The 19,785-nt window shown below is 45.0% G+C and carries 24 protein-coding genes; 23 read left to right on the top strand and 1 reads right to left on the bottom strand.

Annotated elements, in window-relative coordinates:
- Positions 1–65 precede the first annotated feature (65 nt).
- The 16 genes from EFK13_RS19015 (at position 66) to EFK13_RS18940 (ending at position 13,002) form a co-directional block, all read left to right on the top strand.
- A complete protein-coding gene (locus EFK13_RS19015; protein WP_129507318.1) occupies positions 66–1,106 on the top strand; it encodes an L-threonylcarbamoyladenylate synthase in 1,041 nt (346 codons plus the stop codon).
- A 78-nt stretch (positions 1,107–1,184) separates the two neighbouring features.
- Positions 1,185–1,742: a manganese efflux pump MntP gene (locus tag EFK13_RS19010; RefSeq protein ID WP_129507319.1), complete on the top strand. Its 558-nt coding sequence runs from the start codon at positions 1,185–1,187 to the stop codon at positions 1,740–1,742.
- 75 nt (positions 1,743–1,817) lie between these two features.
- Complete coding sequence (gene prpB / locus EFK13_RS19005) at positions 1,818–2,270, top strand: protein arginine phosphatase PrpB (protein WP_129507320.1); 453 nt, start codon at positions 1,818–1,820, stop codon at positions 2,268–2,270.
- A gap of 156 nt (positions 2,271–2,426) precedes the next feature.
- Complete coding sequence (rpiB, locus tag EFK13_RS19000) at positions 2,427–2,876, top strand: ribose 5-phosphate isomerase B (protein WP_003221910.1); 450 nt, start codon at positions 2,427–2,429, stop codon at positions 2,874–2,876.
- Positions 2,877–2,888: 12 nt separating this feature from the next.
- A complete protein-coding gene (locus EFK13_RS18995) occupies positions 2,889–3,431 on the top strand; it encodes a TIGR01440 family protein (RefSeq protein WP_129507321.1) in 543 nt (180 codons plus the stop codon).
- A gap of 206 nt (positions 3,432–3,637) precedes the next feature.
- Entirely contained in the window at positions 3,638–4,885 is a 1,248-nt protein-coding gene (gene glyA, locus EFK13_RS18990) for a serine hydroxymethyltransferase (RefSeq protein ID WP_075748581.1), read from the top strand.
- 134 nt (positions 4,886–5,019) lie between these two features.
- On the top strand, positions 5,020–5,649 hold the full coding sequence (gene upp, locus EFK13_RS18985; RefSeq protein WP_064816014.1) for a uracil phosphoribosyltransferase: 630 nt from the start codon (positions 5,020–5,022) through the stop codon (positions 5,647–5,649).
- A gap of 421 nt (positions 5,650–6,070) precedes the next feature.
- Positions 6,071–6,454, top strand: a complete 384-nt coding sequence (atpI, locus tag EFK13_RS18980) for an ATP synthase subunit I (protein WP_075748583.1) — start codon at positions 6,071–6,073, stop codon at positions 6,452–6,454.
- Positions 6,455–6,461: 7 nt separating this feature from the next.
- Positions 6,462–7,196: a F0F1 ATP synthase subunit A gene (gene atpB, locus EFK13_RS18975; RefSeq protein ID WP_003221896.1), complete on the top strand. Its 735-nt coding sequence runs from the start codon at positions 6,462–6,464 to the stop codon at positions 7,194–7,196.
- A 45-nt stretch (positions 7,197–7,241) separates the two neighbouring features.
- Positions 7,242–7,454 carry a F0F1 ATP synthase subunit C gene (atpE, locus tag EFK13_RS18970; RefSeq protein ID WP_003151167.1) on the top strand — a complete coding sequence of 71 codons (213 nt, stop codon included), beginning with the start codon at positions 7,242–7,244 and terminating at the stop codon, positions 7,452–7,454.
- Between the two features lie 162 nt (positions 7,455–7,616).
- Positions 7,617–8,129, top strand: coding sequence for a F0F1 ATP synthase subunit B (gene atpF / locus EFK13_RS18965; RefSeq protein WP_003244051.1), 513 nt, complete (start codon positions 7,617–7,619; stop codon positions 8,127–8,129).
- A complete protein-coding gene (locus EFK13_RS18960; RefSeq protein ID WP_129507322.1) occupies positions 8,126–8,671 on the top strand; it encodes a F0F1 ATP synthase subunit delta in 546 nt (181 codons plus the stop codon). Before atpF ends, EFK13_RS18960 begins: the two co-directional genes overlap by 4 nt.
- A 16-nt stretch (positions 8,672–8,687) precedes the next feature.
- Positions 8,688–10,196, top strand: coding sequence for a F0F1 ATP synthase subunit alpha (atpA, locus tag EFK13_RS18955; RefSeq protein WP_064816017.1), 1,509 nt, complete (start codon positions 8,688–8,690; stop codon positions 10,194–10,196).
- 76 nt (positions 10,197–10,272) lie between these two features.
- The gene (gene atpG / locus EFK13_RS18950) at positions 10,273–11,136 is read left to right on the top strand and encodes an ATP synthase F1 subunit gamma (protein ID WP_129507323.1); all 864 of its coding nucleotides are present in this window, start codon (positions 10,273–10,275) and stop codon (positions 11,134–11,136) included.
- A 25-nt stretch (positions 11,137–11,161) separates the two neighbouring features.
- The gene (gene atpD / locus EFK13_RS18945) at positions 11,162–12,580 is read left to right on the top strand and encodes a F0F1 ATP synthase subunit beta (RefSeq protein WP_024713799.1); all 1,419 of its coding nucleotides are present in this window, start codon (positions 11,162–11,164) and stop codon (positions 12,578–12,580) included.
- Positions 12,581–12,603: 23 nt separating this feature from the next.
- The gene (locus tag EFK13_RS18940) at positions 12,604–13,002 is read left to right on the top strand and encodes a F0F1 ATP synthase subunit epsilon (RefSeq protein WP_064816018.1); all 399 of its coding nucleotides are present in this window, start codon (positions 12,604–12,606) and stop codon (positions 13,000–13,002) included.
- A gap of 34 nt (positions 13,003–13,036) precedes the next feature.
- Here the strand turns inward: EFK13_RS18940 and EFK13_RS18935 are convergent, their stop codons facing one another.
- Complete coding sequence (locus EFK13_RS18935; RefSeq protein ID WP_129507324.1) at positions 13,037–13,510, bottom strand: hypothetical protein; 474 nt, start codon at positions 13,508–13,510, stop codon at positions 13,037–13,039.
- Between the two features lie 176 nt (positions 13,511–13,686).
- On the opposite strand from EFK13_RS18935, the gene EFK13_RS18930 reads away from it, so the two are divergent.
- The 7 genes from EFK13_RS18930 to EFK13_RS18900 all read left to right on the top strand — a co-directional run bounded on the left by EFK13_RS18930 (position 13,687) and on the right by EFK13_RS18900 (position 19,677).
- Positions 13,687–13,917, top strand: coding sequence for a DUF1146 family protein (locus tag EFK13_RS18930; protein ID WP_003227691.1), 231 nt, complete (start codon positions 13,687–13,689; stop codon positions 13,915–13,917).
- Between the two features lie 133 nt (positions 13,918–14,050).
- Positions 14,051–14,791 (top strand): YwmB family TATA-box binding protein, encoded by a 741-nt coding sequence (locus EFK13_RS18925; protein ID WP_129507325.1) that lies wholly within the window; start codon positions 14,051–14,053, stop codon positions 14,789–14,791.
- Positions 14,792–14,824: 33 nt separating this feature from the next.
- Positions 14,825–16,135, top strand: a complete 1,311-nt coding sequence (murA, locus tag EFK13_RS18920; RefSeq protein ID WP_064816021.1) for a UDP-N-acetylglucosamine 1-carboxyvinyltransferase — start codon at positions 14,825–14,827, stop codon at positions 16,133–16,135.
- Between the two features lie 194 nt (positions 16,136–16,329).
- Positions 16,330–17,361, top strand: coding sequence for a stage II sporulation protein D (spoIID, locus tag EFK13_RS18915; RefSeq protein WP_129507326.1), 1,032 nt, complete (start codon positions 16,330–16,332; stop codon positions 17,359–17,361).
- 377 nt (positions 17,362–17,738) lie between these two features.
- Entirely contained in the window at positions 17,739–18,422 is a 684-nt protein-coding gene (locus EFK13_RS18910; RefSeq protein ID WP_129507327.1) for a vWA domain-containing protein, read from the top strand.
- 322 nt (positions 18,423–18,744) lie between these two features.
- Positions 18,745–19,419: a vWA domain-containing protein gene (locus EFK13_RS18905; protein WP_129507328.1), complete on the top strand. Its 675-nt coding sequence runs from the start codon at positions 18,745–18,747 to the stop codon at positions 19,417–19,419.
- Between the two features lie 96 nt (positions 19,420–19,515).
- A complete protein-coding gene (locus tag EFK13_RS18900; RefSeq protein WP_014115491.1) occupies positions 19,516–19,677 on the top strand; it encodes a hypothetical protein in 162 nt (53 codons plus the stop codon).
- Positions 19,678–19,785 lie beyond the last annotated feature (108 nt).

Raw genomic sequence — 19,785 nt, 5'->3', positions numbered from 1 at the left:
TTTCAAAAGGATTACACGCGTAAAACAGTCGTTTTATTGTTGTGAATAAGGAGTTTGGTCAAAAAATGAAAACGAAAAGATGGTTTGTGGATGTAACTGGCGAGTTATCCACAAATGATCCACAAATTGCACAAGCAGCCGCTTTGCTCCGGGAAAATGAAGTCGTTGCGTTCCCGACAGAAACGGTATACGGCCTCGGCGCAAACGCGAAAAACACAGATGCCGTCAAAAAGATATACGAGGCGAAAGGGCGTCCGAGCGATAATCCTTTGATTGTCCACATTGCGGATATCAGCCAGCTTGACGGTTTAACGGGTTCGGCGCCTGAAAAGGCAAAAACATTGATGAAGCGGTTTTGGCCGGGTGCCCTTACGCTCATTCTGCCTTGCAAACCTGGTGCGCTCTCACCTCGTGTAACGGCAGGGCTTGAAACGGTTGCCATTAGGATGCCGGATCATCCGCTTGCCCTCGCATTGATTCGCGAGTCTGGTTTGCCGATTGCGGCACCGAGCGCCAATCTATCAGGCAAGCCAAGTCCGACAAAGGCGGAACATGTAGCATACGACTTGGATGGCCGCATAGCCGGAATTATGGACGGAGGCCCTACTGGAATTGGGGTCGAATCAACGGTCCTTTCATGTGCGGGCGACATTCCTGTTCTCCTCCGCCCGGGCGGCATTACGAAAGAACAAATTGAAGCTGAGATCGGACCGATCCTTGTGGATAAAGGGCTCAGCGATCAAAATGAGAAGCCGATTTCTCCAGGGATGAAATATACACATTATGCACCGACAGCGCCGCTTGCCATTTGCGAAGGCAGCCCAGAGCGCATTCAGCACCTCATTCAAGAATATCAACAGGGCGGAAGACGGGTCGGTGTCCTGACGACAGAAGAAAACGCGGGCGTTTATTCCGCTGATTATGTGAAAAGCTGCGGAAAACGGGCTCAGCTTGAGACGGTCGCGGCAGGGCTGTATGATGCGTTACGCAGCTTTGATGAGAAGAAGGTGGATTTTATTATCGCGGAATCCTTTCCGGACACGGGTGTCGGCCTGGCCATTATGAACAGGCTGATGAAAGCCGCCGGGGGAAGAGTGATTCGCTGAACACAGTCAGACGTTCTAACCCTTTTTGGACACGCATAGGCTAAAAAAGCGGGGCGTGTCCAAGGGGGTTATTTATGTATGTCGGATTTGTTTATAGGCGAACTGATGACATTAAGCATCATGGCGTTTGCTTTAGGGATGGATGCTTTTTCTGTCGGTCTCGGAATGGGCATGATAAAACTCAGAAAAAAGCAGATATTCTATATTGGTTTCATCATCGGCCTCTTTCACGTCATCATGCCTCTCGGGGGGATGGCGGCCGGTAACATGCTGTCAGGGCTCCTCGGCGTGTTAGCGGTTTATATCGGAGGTTCGCTGCTTTTTGTTCTTGGGATTCAAATGCTTATGGCTTCATTTAAACAGTCTGAAGAACGATTCATGTCGCCGGCAGGGCCGGGCTTATTGCTGTTTGCCGTCGGCGTCAGCCTTGACAGCTTCTCCGTCGGCTTGAGCTTGGGAATATACGGCTCGCATCCGCTCCTCACAATTACTTTGTTCGGGCTGTTCAGCATGATGCTGACATGGCTTGGCCTGCTGATCGGAAAACAAGTGCAGTCATGGCTTGGCACATACAGCGAAGCGCTCGGGGGCATCATATTAATCGCATTCGGCCTAAAGCTGCTTTTGCCAATTTAATATACCAATAAAAGAAACGAAGTCGCCGTTTCTTTTTTCTTCATATATAATAGAGAAAAATAAGGGGTGACTGACATGAATATTATTTTTGTCTGTACTGGAAATACGTGCCGCAGCCCGATGGCTGAGGCGCTTTTTAAATCAATTGCGGAAACGGAAGGGCTGAATGTCAGCGTCCGCTCGGCAGGCGTGTTTGCTTCGCCCAATGGGAAAGCGACGCCTCATGCTGTCGAAGCGCTGTTTGAAAAACACATTGCTCTGAATCATGTGTCTTCTCCGCTAACTGAAGAGCATATGGAATCGGCTGATTTGGTTCTCGCTATGACTCATCAGCACAAACAGATCATTGCCAGCCAATTTGGACGTTATCGTGATAAAGTGTTTACGTTAAAAGAATATGTCACAGGCAGCCGTGGGGATGTCATCGATCCGTTCGGCGGCTCAATTGACATCTATAAACAAACAAGAGATGAGCTTGAAGAGCTTCTTCGGCAGCTGGCAAAACAGCTGAAAAAAGACGGCAGATAAGTTGTCAGAAAATCTGCAAACAGGTCATTTGCAAATCCTGCGTGAAGGAGTAGAATATAGTGAAAAGCACATCATATGGTGTGGATGAAAGAGCGGACAGGCTGCGCGGTCAACATAGCGGGCGGGCCGCATCACACACGCTGGGAGGAAAAGCTGATGAAAGTAGCCATAGCATCGGATCATGGCGGCGTTCACATTCGAAATGAAATCAAAGAGTTAATGGACGAATTGCAAATTGAATATATTGATATGGGCTGTGACTGCGGCAGCGGATCTGTCGATTATCCGGATTATGCTTTTCCGGTGGCCGAAAAAGTGGTAAGCGGCGAAGTTGACAGAGGCATTTTAATTTGCGGGACAGGCATCGGCATGAGCATTTCCGCTAATAAAGTCAAAGGCATCCGCTGCGCGCTGGCGCACGATACATTCAGCGCAAAAGCGACGAGAGAGCATAATGACACAAACATCCTCGCGATGGGTGAGCGGGTGATCGGCCCCGGTTTGGCGCGGGAAATCGCGAAAATCTGGCTGACTACTGAGTTTACCGGCGGAAGACATCAAACCCGTATTGGCAAAATCTCAGATTATGAAGAGAAAAACCTGTAGGGGTGCAGTTCAATGAATGAGATCAAACAAACGTGGAGTACGATGCTGTCTGAATTTCAAGAACAAGCGGGATTGAAGCAAGACCAGCTCTTTGTCCTTGGGTGCAGCACAAGCGAAGTAGCCGGAAGCCGCATCGGAACATCGGGCAGTGTAGACATCGCGAAAAGCATCTATAGCGGACTTGCCGAGCTTAAAGAGAAAACGGGAATCCATCTCGCTTTTCAATGCTGCGAGCATTTGAACAGAGCGCTTGTCATAGAGGAAGAAACGGCTAAGCTATTCAGACTTCCGACCGTTTCTGCCTTACCCGTTCCAACAGCGGGCGGGGCGATGGCTTCTTATGCGTTTAAGCAGATGAAGTCTCCCGTTCTTGTCGAAACCATTCAGGCTGACGCCGGAATAGACATAGGCGATACGTTTATCGGCATGCATTTGAAGCCGGTGGCTGTCCCTGTACGCGTCTCTCAAAACAACCTCGGTTCAGCACATGTGACATTAGCGCGTACGCGGCCGAAACTGATCGGCGGAGTGCGGGCGGTTTATGGGTGTGAATGAAAGGACTGCATGGCCAGTCTTTTCTTTTATTTTGTGGCGGTAAAATAAATTCCGAACTTTAATTTAAATTTAAGTTATCAATATTCGTTTTTACCAATAAAAATTTTGATTTTTTAAAAATAATCTTTTACATCGGCCTTAAAAACCATGTACAATAGTGGTGGTAAAAACAAAGAACAGGATACGGATAGGAGAGGATCTCGCTGATGAAACATTTACCTGCGCAAGACGAACAAGTGTTTAACGCCATTAAAAATGAGCGTGAACGCCAACAGACTAAGATCGAGTTGATTGCTTCTGAGAACTTTGTAAGTGAAGCGGTTATGGAAGCACAAGGATCTGTTTTGACAAATAAATACGCTGAAGGATATCCGGGCAAACGCTACTATGGCGGATGTGAGCACGTCGATGTCGTTGAAGATATCGCCCGTGACCGCGCGAAGGAAATCTTTGGAGCGGAATATGTAAACGTTCAGCCGCATTCAGGCGCGCAAGCAAACATGGCAGTATACTTTACGATTTTGGAGCAAGGCGATACTGTACTTGGGATGAACCTCTCCCACGGCGGCCATTTAACACACGGAAGTCCAGTCAACTTCAGCGGTGTTCAATATAACTTTGTTGAGTATGGCGTAGATAAAGAAACTCAATATATTGATTATGATGACGTGCGTGAAAAAGCCCTCGCTCATAAGCCTAAGCTAATCGTAGCGGGAGCAAGTGCGTATCCTCGTACAATCGACTTTAAGAAATTCCGTGAAATTGCTGATGAAGTCGGAGCATACTTCATGGTGGATATGGCGCATATCGCAGGACTTGTTGCGGCAGGCCTTCATCCAAACCCGGTTCCTTACGCTGATTTTGTAACGACAACAACACATAAGACACTTCGCGGTCCTCGCGGCGGTATGATCCTTTGCCGTGAAGAGTTCGGCAAGAAAATTGATAAATCGATCTTCCCTGGAATTCAAGGCGGCCCGCTGATGCACGTTATTGCCGCAAAAGCAGTTTCATTTGGCGAAGTATTGCAGGACGATTTCAAAACATATGCACAAAACGTCATTTCTAACGCAAAACGCTTGGCTGAAGCGTTAACGAAAGAGGGCGTCCAGCTCGTTTCAGGCGGAACTGACAACCACCTGATCCTTGTTGACCTTCGTTCTCTCGGACTGACAGGTAAGGTTGCGGAGCACGTGCTTGATGAAATCGGCATTACGTCTAACAAAAACGCGATTCCATACGATCCGGAAAAACCTTTCGTAACAAGCGGTATCCGTCTTGGTACAGCTGCTGTGACTAGCCGCGGTTTTGACGGAGACGCATTGGACGAAGTCGGTGCCATCATCGCGCTTGCATTGAAAAACCACGAAGATGAAGGGAAACTTGAGGAAGCAAGACAGCGTGTAGCTGCTCTGACCGATAAATTTCCTTTATATAAAGAATTAGATTACTAAGATCCAAAAAACCCGCTCGGCTTATGGCCGGCGGGTTTTTTGACGATGTTCTTGAAACTCCATGTCTTTTTTTGTAGAATCAATAGAAGTGTGTAATTGTTGATGGGACAATAAAAAAGGAGCTGAAACACAGTATGGGAAAGGTTTATGTATTTGATCATCCTTTAATTCAGCACAAGCTGACATATATACGGAATGAAAATACAGGTACGAAGGATTTTAGAGAGCTTGTAGACGAAGTTGCAACACTTATGGCTTTTGAAATTACCCGCGATCTTCCTTTGGAAGAAGTGGATATCAAAACACCGGTTCAGGCTGCAAAATCGAAAGTCATCTCAGGGAAAAAACTCGGAGTGGTTCCTATCCTCAGAGCGGGATTAGGAATGGTTGACGGCATTTTAAAGCTGATTCCCGCGGCAAAAGTGGGACATGTCGGCCTGTACCGTGATCCTGAAACCTTAAAACCTGTGGAATACTATGTCAAGCTTCCTTCTGACGTGGAAGAGCGTGAATTCATCGTGGTTGACCCGATGCTGGCTACAGGCGGTTCCGCTGTTGAAGCCATTCACAGCCTCAAAAAACGCGGCGCGAAAAATATTCGTTTCATGTGCCTTGTAGCGGCGCCTGAGGGTGTGGAAGAATTGCAGAAGCATCATTCGGATGTGGATATCTACATCGCGGCACTTGATGAAAAACTAAATGAAAAAGGTTATATTGTTCCAGGTCTCGGAGATGCGGGAGACCGTATGTTTGGAACAAAATAAAAAAAGAAAACCCCGCAAAGGGTTTTCTTTTTTTTATCCAGTTATTTGATATTCGGTCAGTTTGTATACAATTATAGGTGAAAATGTGAACATTCTGTGGAGGTGTACAGTATAAAAAGTTTTTTAACTTTAAACAGATTGACACTTGTTGGGGGCTATTGTATGCTAAACGAGGGTATTATGAGAAGGTTTTCATAGCTTTCATTATAGTCCTCATCCTCAATGTAAATCCTCTCAGAAAACCCGTATTATGAGGATTTATTTAAGCGAATGAAACAGCATCCCTGCAAGGCTTGCGGATGAATGATTTTTTCGAACAGGCCCGTTTTGCCGGTCAAAAAAGGTCTTCTACTAGGGTTAACCGCTGATTTTTGCCGTATCCAAGCTAGACATTATTTTTTCATCAGGAGACAGATAATTGATGGACGATCCCAAGCTTACATTTAGCAGACAACGCAAATATCTATTGTTCATTTTGGCAGTGTATGTACTGGGTTATGGTTTAACAGCGTATAAAACCGTTTTTTTAGGCCTTATTCTGGGAACTGTTTTCAGTTTGTTTAATTTTTTACTGCTCGTCAGGAGGATGAACGCTTTTGACAGAGCCGTCGAGAAAGGAAAGTCCATACGATCTCTTGGGAGCGCAGCGCGGTGGTGCAATGCGATTCTTGCTGCGGCTATAGCCTATAAAAATCCCGAGCATTTTCATATGGCAAGTACAATTATTGGATTAATGACAATATACCCTGTCATTATGATAGATTCCTTTATCCAGCTTAAACGTTCATCAATGGAAGAGAGGTGAAAACCCTTTGAATCATGAATACAGAACTATTGAATTTCTAGGTCTTACTTTTAATCTGACAAACATTCTGATGATTACTGTGGCGAGTGTGATTGTTTTATTGATTGCTATATTAACGACAAGAACGCTTTCGATCCGTCCCGGAAAAGCCCAGAATTTTATGGAATGGGTTGTGGATTTCGTCCGCAATATTATCGGCAGTACAATGGATTTGAAAACAGGGGCTAACTTCTTGGCACTTGGTGTCACATTGCTGATGTACATATTTGTGTCGAATATGCTGGGGCTGCCGTTCTCTATTACAATCGGACATGAGCTCTGGTGGAAATCTCCGACAGCCGATCCTGCCATTACATTAACGCTAGCCGTGATGGTTGTTGCTTTAACCCACTACTATGGTGTGAAGATGAAAGGGCTCAAGGAATATTCCAAAGACTATTTAAGACCTGTTCCATTCATGCTCCCGATGAAGATCATCGAAGAGTTTGCGAATACGCTGACTCTCGGGTTGCGTCTTTATGGTAACATCTTCGCCGGTGAGATTCTTCTCGGCCTGCTTGCGGGTTTAGCGACAAGCCATTATTCGCAAAGCGTGGCTCTCGGTCTTGTTGGTACAATCGGCGCCATTCTGCCGATGCTGGCATGGCAAGCATTCAGTTTATTTATAGGTGCCATCCAAGCGTTTATCTTTACAATGCTGACGATGGTGTACATGTCTCATAAAATCAGTCATGATCATTAAAACATTATATCCAAACGGATAACATTTTAAAGGAGGAACTTTTTCATGAATTTAATAGCAGCTGCGATTGCAATTGGTTTAGGCGCACTTGGTGCAGGTATTGGTAACGGTTTGATTGTTTCACGTACGGTAGAGGGGATTGCCCGTCAGCCGGAAGCAGGTAAAGAACTTAGAACACTTATGTTCATGGGTATCGCATTAGTTGAAGCCCTTCCTATTATCGCTGTCGTTATCGCATTCTTAGCGTTCTTTGGCTAAGCATAAAAGCCTTATATGAACTAAAAATGGCGAAGATCATTCCAAGAGAACCTTCGCCATTGCTTTATGTCTGATAAGCAACCCGCCTTGCCGGCTGAAAAGAGACAAGTGCGGCTGCTGGATCAGCAAAGAAAAACCTGCAGAAGGGAGTTGCCGTAGTAGATGTCTCAATTACCACTTGAACTAGGATTGTCGTTTAACGGCGGAGATATCCTGTTCCAACTGTTAGCTATGTTAATCTTATTAGCGCTTCTGAAGAAATACGCTTTAGGGCCGCTATTAAACATAATGAAACAGCGTGAAGACCACATCGCTGGAGAAATTACGTCTGCTGAAGAAAAAAATAAAGAAGCGCAGCAGCTGATTGAAGAGCAGCGCGTTCTTTTAAAAGAAGCAAGACAGGAATCCCAAACTCTTATCGAAAACGCAAAGAAACTGGGAGAGAAGCAAAAAGAAGAGATTATTCAGGCTGCGCGTGCAGAATCTGAACGTCTGAAAGAAGCAGCAAGAACTGAAATCGTGAAGGAAAAAGAACAGGCGGTTTCTGCTCTCCGCGAGCAAGTAGCGTCTCTTTCTGTCATGATTGCGTCGAAAGTGATCGAAAAAGAACTGGATGAACAAGCTCAAGAGAAACTAATCCAGGACTATCTTAAAGAGGTAGGAGAAAGCCGATGAGTGGATCAGCTGTCTCTAAACGATATGCGTCAGCTCTTTTTGATATAGCCAATGAGTCCGCTCAGCTGAATCAAGTAGAAGAAGAGCTAACTGTTGTAAAACAAGTATTTCAAAATGAAAAAGCGCTTAATGATGTGTTAAACCATCCGAAGGTGCCGGCTGCGAAGAAAAAAGAGCTGATTCAGAATGCTTTTGGCTCTTTGTCACAGTCTGTGCTCAATACGATTTTTCTTTTGATTGACCGCCATCGTGCCGCGATTGTGTCTGAACTCGCAGATGAGTTTATCAAACTCGCAAATGAGGCTCGTCAAATAGAAGATGCGACCGTATATTCAGTGAAACCGCTGACGGAAGCAGAAATGTTATCATTATCACAAGTGTTTGCAAAAAAAGCCGGAGTCGCTTCACTGAGAATCAGAAATGAAGTGCAGACGGATTTAATAGGCGGCATTAAAGTCCGCATTGGAAACCGGATTTTTGACGGCAGCGTAAGCGGAAAGCTTCAGCGCATTGAACGTCAACTAGCCGGGGAAAATCGATAGAAGGGGTGAAACCTAAGTGAGCATCAAAGCTGAAGAGATTAGCACGCTGATAAAACAGCAAATACAAAATTATCAATCTGATATTGAAGTTCAAGACGTAGGTACAGTCATCCAAGTCGGTGACGGTATTGCTCGTGTACACGGCCTTGACAACTGTATGGCCGGTGAACTTGTCGAATTTTCAAACGGTGTTTTGGGTATGGCTCAAAACCTTGAAGAATCAAACGTAGGTATCGTCATCTTAGGACCTTTCAGTGAGATCCGCGAAGGAGACGAAGTAAAAAGAACAGGCCGCATCATGGAGGTTCCTGTCGGTGAAGAACTAATCGGCCGTATTGTGAACCCATTAGGTCAGCCGGTAGACGGACTTGGCCCGATCCTTACAAGCAAAACACGTCCGATCGAAAGCAATGCACCAGGCGTTATGGACCGTAAATCTGTTCATGAACCGCTTCAAACAGGTATTAAAGCGATCGATGCACTGATCCCAATCGGCCGCGGCCAGCGTGAGCTGATCATCGGTGACCGCCAAACAGGTAAAACATCTGTTGCGATCGATGCGATCCTGAACCAAAAAGACCAAGACATGATCTGCGTATACGTTGCGATCGGTCAAAAAGAATCAACAGTCCGCGGCGTAGTAGAAACATTGCGTAAGCACGGCGCGCTTGATTATACAATCGTTGTAACGGCGTCTGCGTCACAGCCGGCACCGCTTCTGTACCTGGCTCCGTATGCAGGGGTTACAATGGCAGAAGAATTTATGTACAACGGCAAGCACGTTCTTGTTGTATACGATGATCTTTCTAAACAAGCGGCTGCTTACCGTGAGCTGTCCTTGCTTCTTCGCCGTCCGCCAGGCCGTGAAGCGTTCCCTGGGGATGTATTCTACCTTCATTCCCGTCTGCTTGAGCGTGCAGCAAAGCTGAGCGACGCGAAAGGCGCAGGATCAATTACAGCTCTGCCGTTCGTAGAAACACAAGCCGGAGATATCTCTGCTTATATTCCGACGAACGTTATTTCCATCACCGACGGACAGATCTTCCTGCAATCTGATTTGTTCTTCTCGGGCGTGCGTCCAGCGATCAACGCCGGATTGTCTGTATCCCGTGTCGGCGGTTCAGCGCAAATCAAAGCGATGAAAAAAGTATCAGGAACTTTGCGTCTTGACCTTGCGTCATACCGTGAGCTGGAAGCATTCGCTCAATTCGGATCTGACCTTGACCAAGCAACTCAGGCGAAACTGAACCGCGGTGCGCGTACAGTTGAAGTGCTGAAGCAGGATCTGAACAAGCCGCTTCCGGTTGAAAAGCAAGTAGCCATTCTTTATGCGCTGACAAAAGGACATCTTGATGATATTCCTGTAGCGGATATCAGACGTTTTGAAGAAGAGTACTACATGTACCTTGACCAAAACCATAAAGAACTGCTTGACGGAATTGCGAAAACAGGAAACCTTCCTGCTGATGAAGACTTCAAAGCTGCAATCGAAGGCTTCAAACGCACATTTGCACCAAGCAACTAACTCGAATGCTGATGAGAGAAAAAGGTTCTCTTTTTCTCTCTTTTTACGCAGATGAAGAGAAAAGGTGGTGAAATCTTTGGCCTCATTACGCGATATTAAGTCAAGGATCACGTCAACAAAAAAAACGAGCCAGATTACAAAAGCCATGCAGATGGTATCTGCGGCTAAGCTGAATCGTGCTGAAAACAACGCAAAATCATTTGTGCCATATATGGATAAGATTCAAGAGGTTGTGTCGAACGTCGGGAGAGTTTCCGGCAACGTAAAGCATCCGATGCTTCTCAGCAGAGAAGTGAAAAAGACGGCATATCTTGTCATTACGTCTGACCGCGGTCTTGCCGGCGCTTTTAACAGTTCGGTTTTACGAAGTGCTTATCAGGCCATGCAAGAACGTCATCAATCTAAGGATGAGTATGCGGTGATCGTCATCGGAAGAGTGGGCCGTGATTTCTTTAAAAAACGTGAGATTCCGATCATTTCCGAGTTAACAGGACTTGGAGATGAAGTAACGTTTACAGAAATTAAGGATCTTGCCCGACAAACGATCCAAATGTTTATAGATGGTGCGTTTGATGAATTGCACCTTGTTTATAACCATTTTGTCAGCGCCATTTCTCAAGAAGTAACGGAGAAAAAACTTCTGCCGTTATCTGATTTGGGCAGCGTCGGCGGAAAGAGAACGGCGTCTTATGAATTTGAACCGTCTGAAGAGGAGGTTCTGGAGGTTTTGCTTCCTCAATATGCGGAAAGCTTAATCTTCGGCGCGCTTCTTGACAGTAAAGCAAGTGAGCACGCTGCAAGAATGACGGCGATGAAAAACGCGACAGACAACGCGAAGGAACTTATCGATTCACTTTCGCTTTCTTACAACCGCGCTCGCCAAGCAGCCATCACACAAGAAATTACGGAAATTGTCGGCGGAGCAGCCGCTTTAGAATAGAAAGATTTTGTCAGGAGGGATAGCGATGAAAAAAGGACGCGTTAGCCAGGTATTAGGACCGGTCGTCGACGTGCGTTTTGAAGACGGTCACTTGCCTGAAATTTATAATGCGATTAAAATTTCACAGCCAGCTAGTGAAAACGAAGTAGGTATTGAATTGACGCTTGAGGTCGCTCTTCATTTAGGCGATGATACTGTCCGTACAATCGCAATGGCATCAACGGACGGTGTTCAGCGTGGAATGGAAGCTGTTGATACAGGAGCGCCAATCTCTGTACCGGTTGGTAATGTAACACTTGGCCGTGTATTTAATGTACTCGGAGAAAATATTGATTTGAATGAGCCGCTTCCTGCGGATGCGAAAAAGGATCCGATTCACAGACAGGCGCCTTCATTTGATCAGCTGTCAACAGAAGTTGAAATTCTTGAAACAGGTATTAAAGTTGTTGACTTGCTTGCTCCATACATCAAGGGCGGTAAGATCGGATTGTTCGGCGGTGCCGGTGTAGGTAAAACCGTATTAATCCAGGAATTAATCAACAACATCGCGCAAGAGCACGGCGGTATCTCTGTATTCGCCGGTGTAGGGGAGCGTACTCGTGAAGGGAACGACCTTTTCTACGAAATGAGCGACTCTGGCGTAATCAACAAAACAGCCATGGTATTCGGACAAATGAACGAGCCGCCGGGCGCACGTATGCGTGTTGCTTTGACAGGCCTTACAATGGCTGAGCACTTCCGTGATGAGCAAGGACAGGACGTACTGTTCTTCATCGATAACATTTTCCGTTTCACACAAGCGGGTTCAGAGGTTTCCGCCCTTCTTGGCCGTATGCCTTCAGCGGTTGGTTATCAGCCGACGCTTGCGACTGAAATGGGTCAGCTTCAAGAGCGTATCACGTCTACTAACGTTGGATCAGTTACATCTATCCAGGCGATCTACGTGCCTGCCGATGACTACACTGACCCGGCGCCGGCAACAACGTTCGCTCACTTGGATGCGACAACAAACCTTGAGCGTAAATTAACTGAGATGGGTATTTACCCTGCGGTTGATCCGTTGGCTTCTACATCACGCGCCCTTGCTCCTGAAATTGTCGGAGAAGAGCATTATGCGGTTGCCCGTGAAGTACAGTCAACGCTTCAGCGTTACAAAGAGCTTCAAGATATCATTGCGATTCTCGGTATGGATGAATTGAGTGATGAAGACAAGCTTGTCGTTCAACGCGCACGCCGTATTCAGTTCTTCCTTTCTCAAAACTTCCACGTGGCTGAACAGTTCACTGGACAAAAAGGTTCTTACGTGCCTGTAAAAGAAACGGTTCAAGGTTTCAAAGAGATCTTAGCCGGCAAATACGACCATCTCCCTGAAGATGCGTTCCGTCTTGTAGGCCGTATTGAAGAAGTTATTGAGAAAGCAAAAGAAATGGGTGTAGAAGTTTAATCTGGTCCTAGGAGGGTAAAAGCATGAAGACCGTTAAAGTCAATATCGTTACTCCCGACGGCCCAGTATACGATGCGGATATTGAAATGGTGAGTGTGAGAGCCGAAAGCGGCGATCTCGGTATTTTGCCAGGCCATATTCCAACCGTGGCTCCTCTTAAAATCGGCGCTGTCCGTCTGAAAAAAGACGGACAGACTGAATTGGTTGCCGTCAGCGGCGGATTTGTAGAAGTCCGTCCTGATCAGGTTACCATCCTTGCCCAGGCTGCTGAGGCAGCAGAAGGCATCGATAAAGAGCGCGCTGAAGCTGCACGCCAGCGGGCGCAGGAGCGTTTGAATTCTCAATCAGATGATACTGACATTCGTCGGGCTGAGCTTGCGTTACAGCGGGCTTTGAACAGATTGGATGTAGCAGGGAAATAAGAAAAAATCCTTCTCTTTATGAGAAGGATTTTTTTTATGAACGCACAAGAGAATCAAACAGCGACAGAAGCGGCTGATCCTCTTTTTGCCGCATATATAAACCATCGCAGGTATTCATTGTGTGCCATGATTTGCGATGTCTTCTGAAGCCCATCGTATAAGCGCCGTCTGTATACGGATAAGGTTTTACAACCCATTCAGCATCTTCATGGTGGGCAATCACGCAATCTATAAGATAAACACTGATCATTTTCTCAAATTCTTCAATAGGAAGATTCCAATCAGCAAGCAAAAGCTCTTGTATACTTTGAAAATAAAGGTTTTCAAGCTCTTCAAGGCTTTCTCTCGTATAGGTGAGAGAAATGTTATAAAACTGACACAATTCATTCAGTTCTTCAATCTGTGACTGTCTATAATCATAATAGAATGCAATTGCTTCCCATTCCTGTTCAAAAATTGGCAGGTCCTCACCGTATTGCTTTTCAGGCTGAAAAAAAGAATGATTCACATTTGCCAGCTCCTTTCCAATAAAGTATACCATGTAAAAGAATCGCATTTTAAGCGGGGATTAGCCCTAGATTTGGCTGATTATTCCGTTCTGTATAAAATGTATCATCTTTATCTGTGCTTCTTATATAATAAGAAAGGGTATAAGCGCGGAGAAAGGATGAAAGGAGTGAGTAGATGAGTGTATTGGGACAGCAGGCGGCAATCGGCATTGTCGTTCATTTGATTTTTATAGCGGTGACTTGGTGGGCGCTCCAAGCCGTCAATATCGATCCGTTAATTAAAAAAGGCAAAGTGGTGCAGGCAAGACTCCTGATGATTTTGCTGACCATCGCCATTGGAACGGCCGTTGCGAATTTCTTTTTAGATTACCTTAATTATTCACAGCAGCTTCCCTATCTATTTTAATAGGTTTTAAACCCCATAATCACGGGAATGGTTGGGGAAGCGGTTGAAGCGAATAGCTCGAGTTTTGACGAAGATTTTTACGTATGGCGCCTCTTGCCTCCGGTAAAACTGGGGATAAGGGGGAGAGATGAATATGAAGAAAAAACAAGTAAGACACGCCATTATCATATCCGTCATGTTAAGCTTCGTCATTGCTGTTTTCCATACAATTCATGCGAGTGAGTTAACGCCGTTAGCACAAATTGCAGAGGGGATGGAACGCCAAGATGTGTCAATAGATAAGTGGACATTGCATGCAAAACAAAACATGTCGCTGACCAAGAAAGAATTTTATCAAAAAGTGCAACGTTTAAAATCAGAGTATCGTCAATATGATTGGGTGATTGCTCAAGAAGATAAAATCGTAAAGGCAATTGGCACATATACTGACAAAAAAAATCGCACTTCTTTTAGGCTGCAGCTTGTTACAACCCTCAAAAAACAAAACCCAACTTCGTATTTATTATATGAGCAATTGAGTCTTGAGACACCGAATAGCTGGAATGATACATATGAACAGTTTGAACGGGAGACACTCGGGATATTCCAAGAAAAAGTAGTTATTTTTACTTGTCTAAATGGTCATTTAGATGATAATATGAATATTGTTTTGCAAAAAAAAGCAAATCAGTTATTAAAAGAATTTCAAGCAAGATCTGTAGAACATGTAGTTGAGCCAAATTTCGTTTCTATTTCTGCGTTTACAGATGAGTGGGAAGAGTATATCATGACCTCGAAACATAAAATGAATTTGCAAATTGCACTTAGAAGTGCAGGAATGGGCGGAAAACATACCGTTACGGTTGGCACACCAATCGTTACGACTGAATATTAATATAGAGAATTTAGGGACGCGGAGGGGAATACCTTGGAAAAAATCATCGTCCGCGGCGGTCAAAAGTTAAACGGCACAGTCAAAGTTGAAGGCGCTAAAAATGCCGTTTTACCTGTTATCGCTGCATCTTTATTAGCAAGTGAAGAAAAAAGCGTAATTTGTGATGTACCTACGCTCTCCGATGTATATACAATTAACGAAGTGTTGCGTCATTTAGGAGCAGATGTGCATTTTGAAAATAATGAAGTGACTGTAAATGCTTCATACGCTTTGCAAACTGAAGCACCTTTTGAATATGTACGTAAAATGCGTGCGTCCGTGCTTGTCATGGGGCCGCTTCTTGCGCGTACAGGTCATGCAAGAGTTGCGCTTCCGGGCGGATGCGCAATTGGTTCCAGACCGATCGATCAGCATTTAAAAGGTTTTGAAGCAATGGGCGCAGAAATCAAAGTCGGCAATGGCTTCATTGAAGCTGAAGTAAAAGGCCGTCTGCAAGGCGCAAAAATCTACCTGGACTTCCCAAGTGTAGGAGCTACAGAGAACCTGATTATGGCAGCCGCTCTAGCTGAAGGAACAACAACGCTGGAGAACGTGGCGAAAGAACCGGAAATCGTTGATTTAGCAAACTATATCAACGGCATGGGCGGAAAAATCCGCGGAGCGGGCACCGGCACCATCAAAATTGAAGGGGTCGAAAAGCTTCACGGCGTAAAACACCATATTATTCCTGACCGTATTGAAGCGGGCACATTTATGGTTGCCGCTGCAATCACTGAAGGAAACGTATTAGTAAAAGGAGCGGTTCCTGAACACCTCACCTCTTTAATTGCTAAAATGGAAGAGATGGGTGTAACGATTAAGGATGAAGGTGAAGGCCTGCGTGTCATCGGCCCGAAAGAACTGAAACCGATCGACATTAAAACAATGCCTCACCCGGGCTTCCCGACTGATATGCAGTCACAAATGATGGCGCTTCTGCTTCGTGCAAGCGGCACAAGCATGATTACAGAAACTGTTTTCGAAAACCGTTTTATGCATGCGGAAGAATTCCGCCGTATGAATGGTGATATCAAGATTGAAGGACGTTCTGTCATCATTAACGGTCCTGTACAGCTTCAGGGAGCTGAAGTTGCAGCGACTGATTTGCGTGCGGGTGCAGCGCTGATTCTTGCGGGGTTAGTGGCTGAAGGTCATACACGTGTTACTGAACTGAAGCACTTAGACCGCGGTTATGTTGATTTCCATAAGAAGCTTGCGGCTATCGGCGCAGACATCGAACGTGTAAATGATGAGTCTGCTTCTGAGCAAGAGAACAAAGAAGCCGTTTCTGACTTAAATGCATAAATTTACTTAAAAATCAGTATGTCACTCTGGCATACTGATTTTTATTTTTCGTGTATTATCATCATTATGCGCAAAAGAGCAAAAAAGAATACGTAAATGACAAATAAAGTTTCTGTCCAAACCGAGAGTCATATTAGCTTGTCCCTGCCCATAGACTAGACTAGAGTCGAATCCCGAGCAGGAGGCAGCTGAATATGAAACAATTCGTAATCACACTATCCGTACTATGTGCATTGATTCTCTTGATTCCCACACTTTTGGTTATCCCGTTCCAGCATAACAAAGACGCGGGGATCAGTGCAGAATCAGGAAAGACAGCAGTCAGCACGAAACCAGCATCAAAAGGAGCGGAAACGTTGAAGGCATCACCTGTTTCTATTCCCGTCTATCGAACCGCAAATCAATCCGTAGAAAACATTCCGCTTGAAGAGTATGTGATTGGAGTCGTCGCCTCCGAAATGCCGGCCACCTTTAAACCTGAAGCGCTGAAAGCCCAGGCTCTCGCCGCTAGAACGTTTATTGTCAGGCTGATGGTCTCGAATTCAGCGGTGGAGGCCCCTAAAGGCTCGCTGGTGGATGATACACAGATGTTTCAGGTGTATAAAAGCAAAGCAGAGCTGAAAAAGCAGTGGGGCGCAAGCTATGAAGCGAAGCTGAAAAAAATCACAGATGCGGTTGCCAGCACGCAAGGCAAAATCTTAACGTACAACAACCAGCCGATTGAAGCCTCTTTTTTCTCAACAAGCAACGGCTACACTGAAAATGCAGAAGCCTATTGGACAAGTGCCATCCCTTATTTAAAAAGCGTCAAAAGCGCCTGGGATAAAAAGTCGCCGAAGTATTTGGCAACAAAAACCTTTACAGCGGCGGAATTTGAGCAAAAGCTTGGCGTCAATCTGGATGGATCTTCCACGGTCGGAAAAATTACCGGAGAGACACCGGGCCATCAGGTTGCAACGGCTGTTATTAACGGCAAGACGCTGAAAGGAAGAGATATACGCGAAAAGCTGGGTCTCAATTCAGCAGACTTTGAATGGAAGCGAACCGGAGATACAATCACTGTCACGACAAAAGGGTTTGGCCACGGTGTCGGAATGAGCCAATATGGCGCCAATTTTATGGCGAAAGAGGGCAAATCAGTTGATCAAATTGTGAAGTACTATTACCAAGGCACACAAATTTCTGACGCAGACTCGTTTTTGAATAAATATATGGCGAAAAAATAATCTGGGACGCTCACTGAAGCGTCTTTTTTTGTTTCTAGTATCTTTGGTCTAAAAGCGCTTGAAATCGTTCAGATAGGCTTCTGACAGCATTAATTGATACAAAGGGAATTGATCCCTTTTTCCTGTGGTAAAGTAATCCACATTGATCGACAGACTTCGACAGACTCATATAACGAAAGCCGAAAGGCCGACAATCTTCTTTTTTTATAGCAAGGTTAGGTGGAAATCACTAATAAAAACAAGGGTTTCTATGCAAAAGTAAACAACAGCAATGGGGAAGCCCGCCCTATTTATTTCTCTGTTTTTGTCGATTACGATAAATTATGTTCAGCGTTGAACATCTGCACGCAGAAACAAACTTGTAAAGGGGTACGAACATGAAGAAAAGATTTTCATTGATCATGATGACAGGCTTGTTATTCGGATTAACTTCACCTGCTTTTGCGGCTGAAAAGAAAGAACCGGAGGCTGAAGCTCCGGCAAACGTGGCAGTCTTGCTTGATGCCAGCGGAAGTATGGCGAAAAGAATAGACGGTGTATCTAAATTTAATTCAGCTAAAAAAGAAATTTCTAAGTTTGCAGGCTCACTGCCGGAAGGAACTCAGGTGAAAATGAGCGTGTTTGGTTCAGAAGGAAACAATAAAAATTCCGGAAAAGTTCAGTCATGTGAAGCGATCCGTAACGTATACGGCTTCCAAAGCTTTAACGAGCAAAGCTTCCTCAATTCTCTTAATACAATTGGGCCGACTGGCTGGACGCCAATTGCCAAAGCGCTGAACGAGGCGAAATCTTCTTTTGACCAACTTAACACTAAAGGGGAAAAAGTGGTGTATCTTCTGACAGACGGTGAGGAAACGTGCGGAGGAAACCCGATTCAAACAGCAAAAGAACTTCGTAAAGACAATATCACTGTGAATGTGATCGGTTTTGATTATAAAGAGGGATACAAAGGCCAGCTGAACGCGATTGCGAAAGTAGGCGGCGGTGAATACTTCCCGGCTTATACGCAAAAAGATGTTGAGAAAATCTTCACTCAGCAATCACTGATGTTATCTGAATAAGAAAAAAGAGGCTGATAGTGGTCAGCCTCTTTTTGGTATGTAACATAATGTTCAAAAGTAATCAGGTGCCAGCCTGTAGCATAGTAGCAGATTTCCGTTTCCCTGTCATGATCAAGGCGAAAAAAGAATGAATGATGTCACAATCTGTTTCTGCTTTCTGGGTGAAAAAGTCTAAAAAACACTGGCATTTCAAGCGATTTTGGAAGAAAGTGAAAGCGGTACAAAAGGCAGCTTGCCCTATATCTTTTTGCATTTTCATATTCTAGCATAGAGAAGAAACCAACATATTGTTGGAAAATATGAAAAAGAAAGGAAGTTGAGTATGAAAAAATTGCTGGCTGCCGGTATCATTGGTTTGCTGACTGCCTCCTTTGCCTCCCCGTCATTTGCCGCTGAGAAACAGGCTGACACAAATGTAGCTGTTTTGTTTGACGGAAGCGGAAGCATGGTTCAAAAAACAGGGGGAGAGCGCAAAATAGACATTGCCAAAAAATCAGTAAAGTCTTTTGCCGAGCTGCTGCCGAAGGATACAAATCTCATGCTTCGCGTTTTCGGACATACAGGGAACAATAAACTGTCCGGCAAAGCTCTTTCATGCAGCACGACGGAAACCATTTACGGCCTTCATCCATATGAAGGATCGCTGTTTGACAATTCATTGAGTGAGATTAAGCCGACTGGCTGGACGCCGATTGCCAAAGCACTTTCAGATACAAGAAAAGAATTCGAAGCATTTGACGCAGACGGTAAAAACGTGGTGTATTTAATCACTGACGGTGAGGAAACGTGCGGCGGAGATCCTGCGGCGGAAATCGAAAAGCTCCGTGAATCGAATGTAGATACCATTGTAAACATCATTGGTTTCAACTTCGATGTCAAAGGGAATGAAGAGATGAAACAAGCGGCTGTTGCTGGCGGCGGAGAATATATTTCAGCAGACAGTGCGGATGAGTTCGAACAGGCTTGGAAAAAAGAAGCACAAAAATTTACTGAGTAAAGAATCTAAACGATGAGGCGCTCCCCCAGGCGCCTTTTTTTATTGGTTTAAAAACAATTTGGGCGGGAATGATACCCTTAAAAAGGGGTTGAATATATGAAATTATTGGGAATGATTTTTCTTATTGCCGCCGTGGCATTCATATTGCTCGGTGTTTTTCTAAAACTGGCAGCCTTCTTTTTTGTCAGCATGCTCACTTTGATCGCAGCTATTGTATTGTTTACGATCCTGAAAAAAAATCAGCATAATCAAACATAGAGCCCTTTATACAGAGGGCTCTCAGCGTGTCGACAAGCCCCGCGTTCGTTGTCAATGCACATCGGTGCTCACGTGTTATAAAAGGAACGGCGGCTAAATGCTTAGGCG

The sequence above is a fragment of the Bacillus cabrialesii genome (genome assembly GCF_004124315.2).
GTDB lineage: Bacteria > Bacillota > Bacilli > Bacillales > Bacillaceae > Bacillus > Bacillus cabrialesii.
Note: the sequence above shows the minus strand (reverse complement) of the source record. Positions and strands in the feature narration are given on the sequence as shown.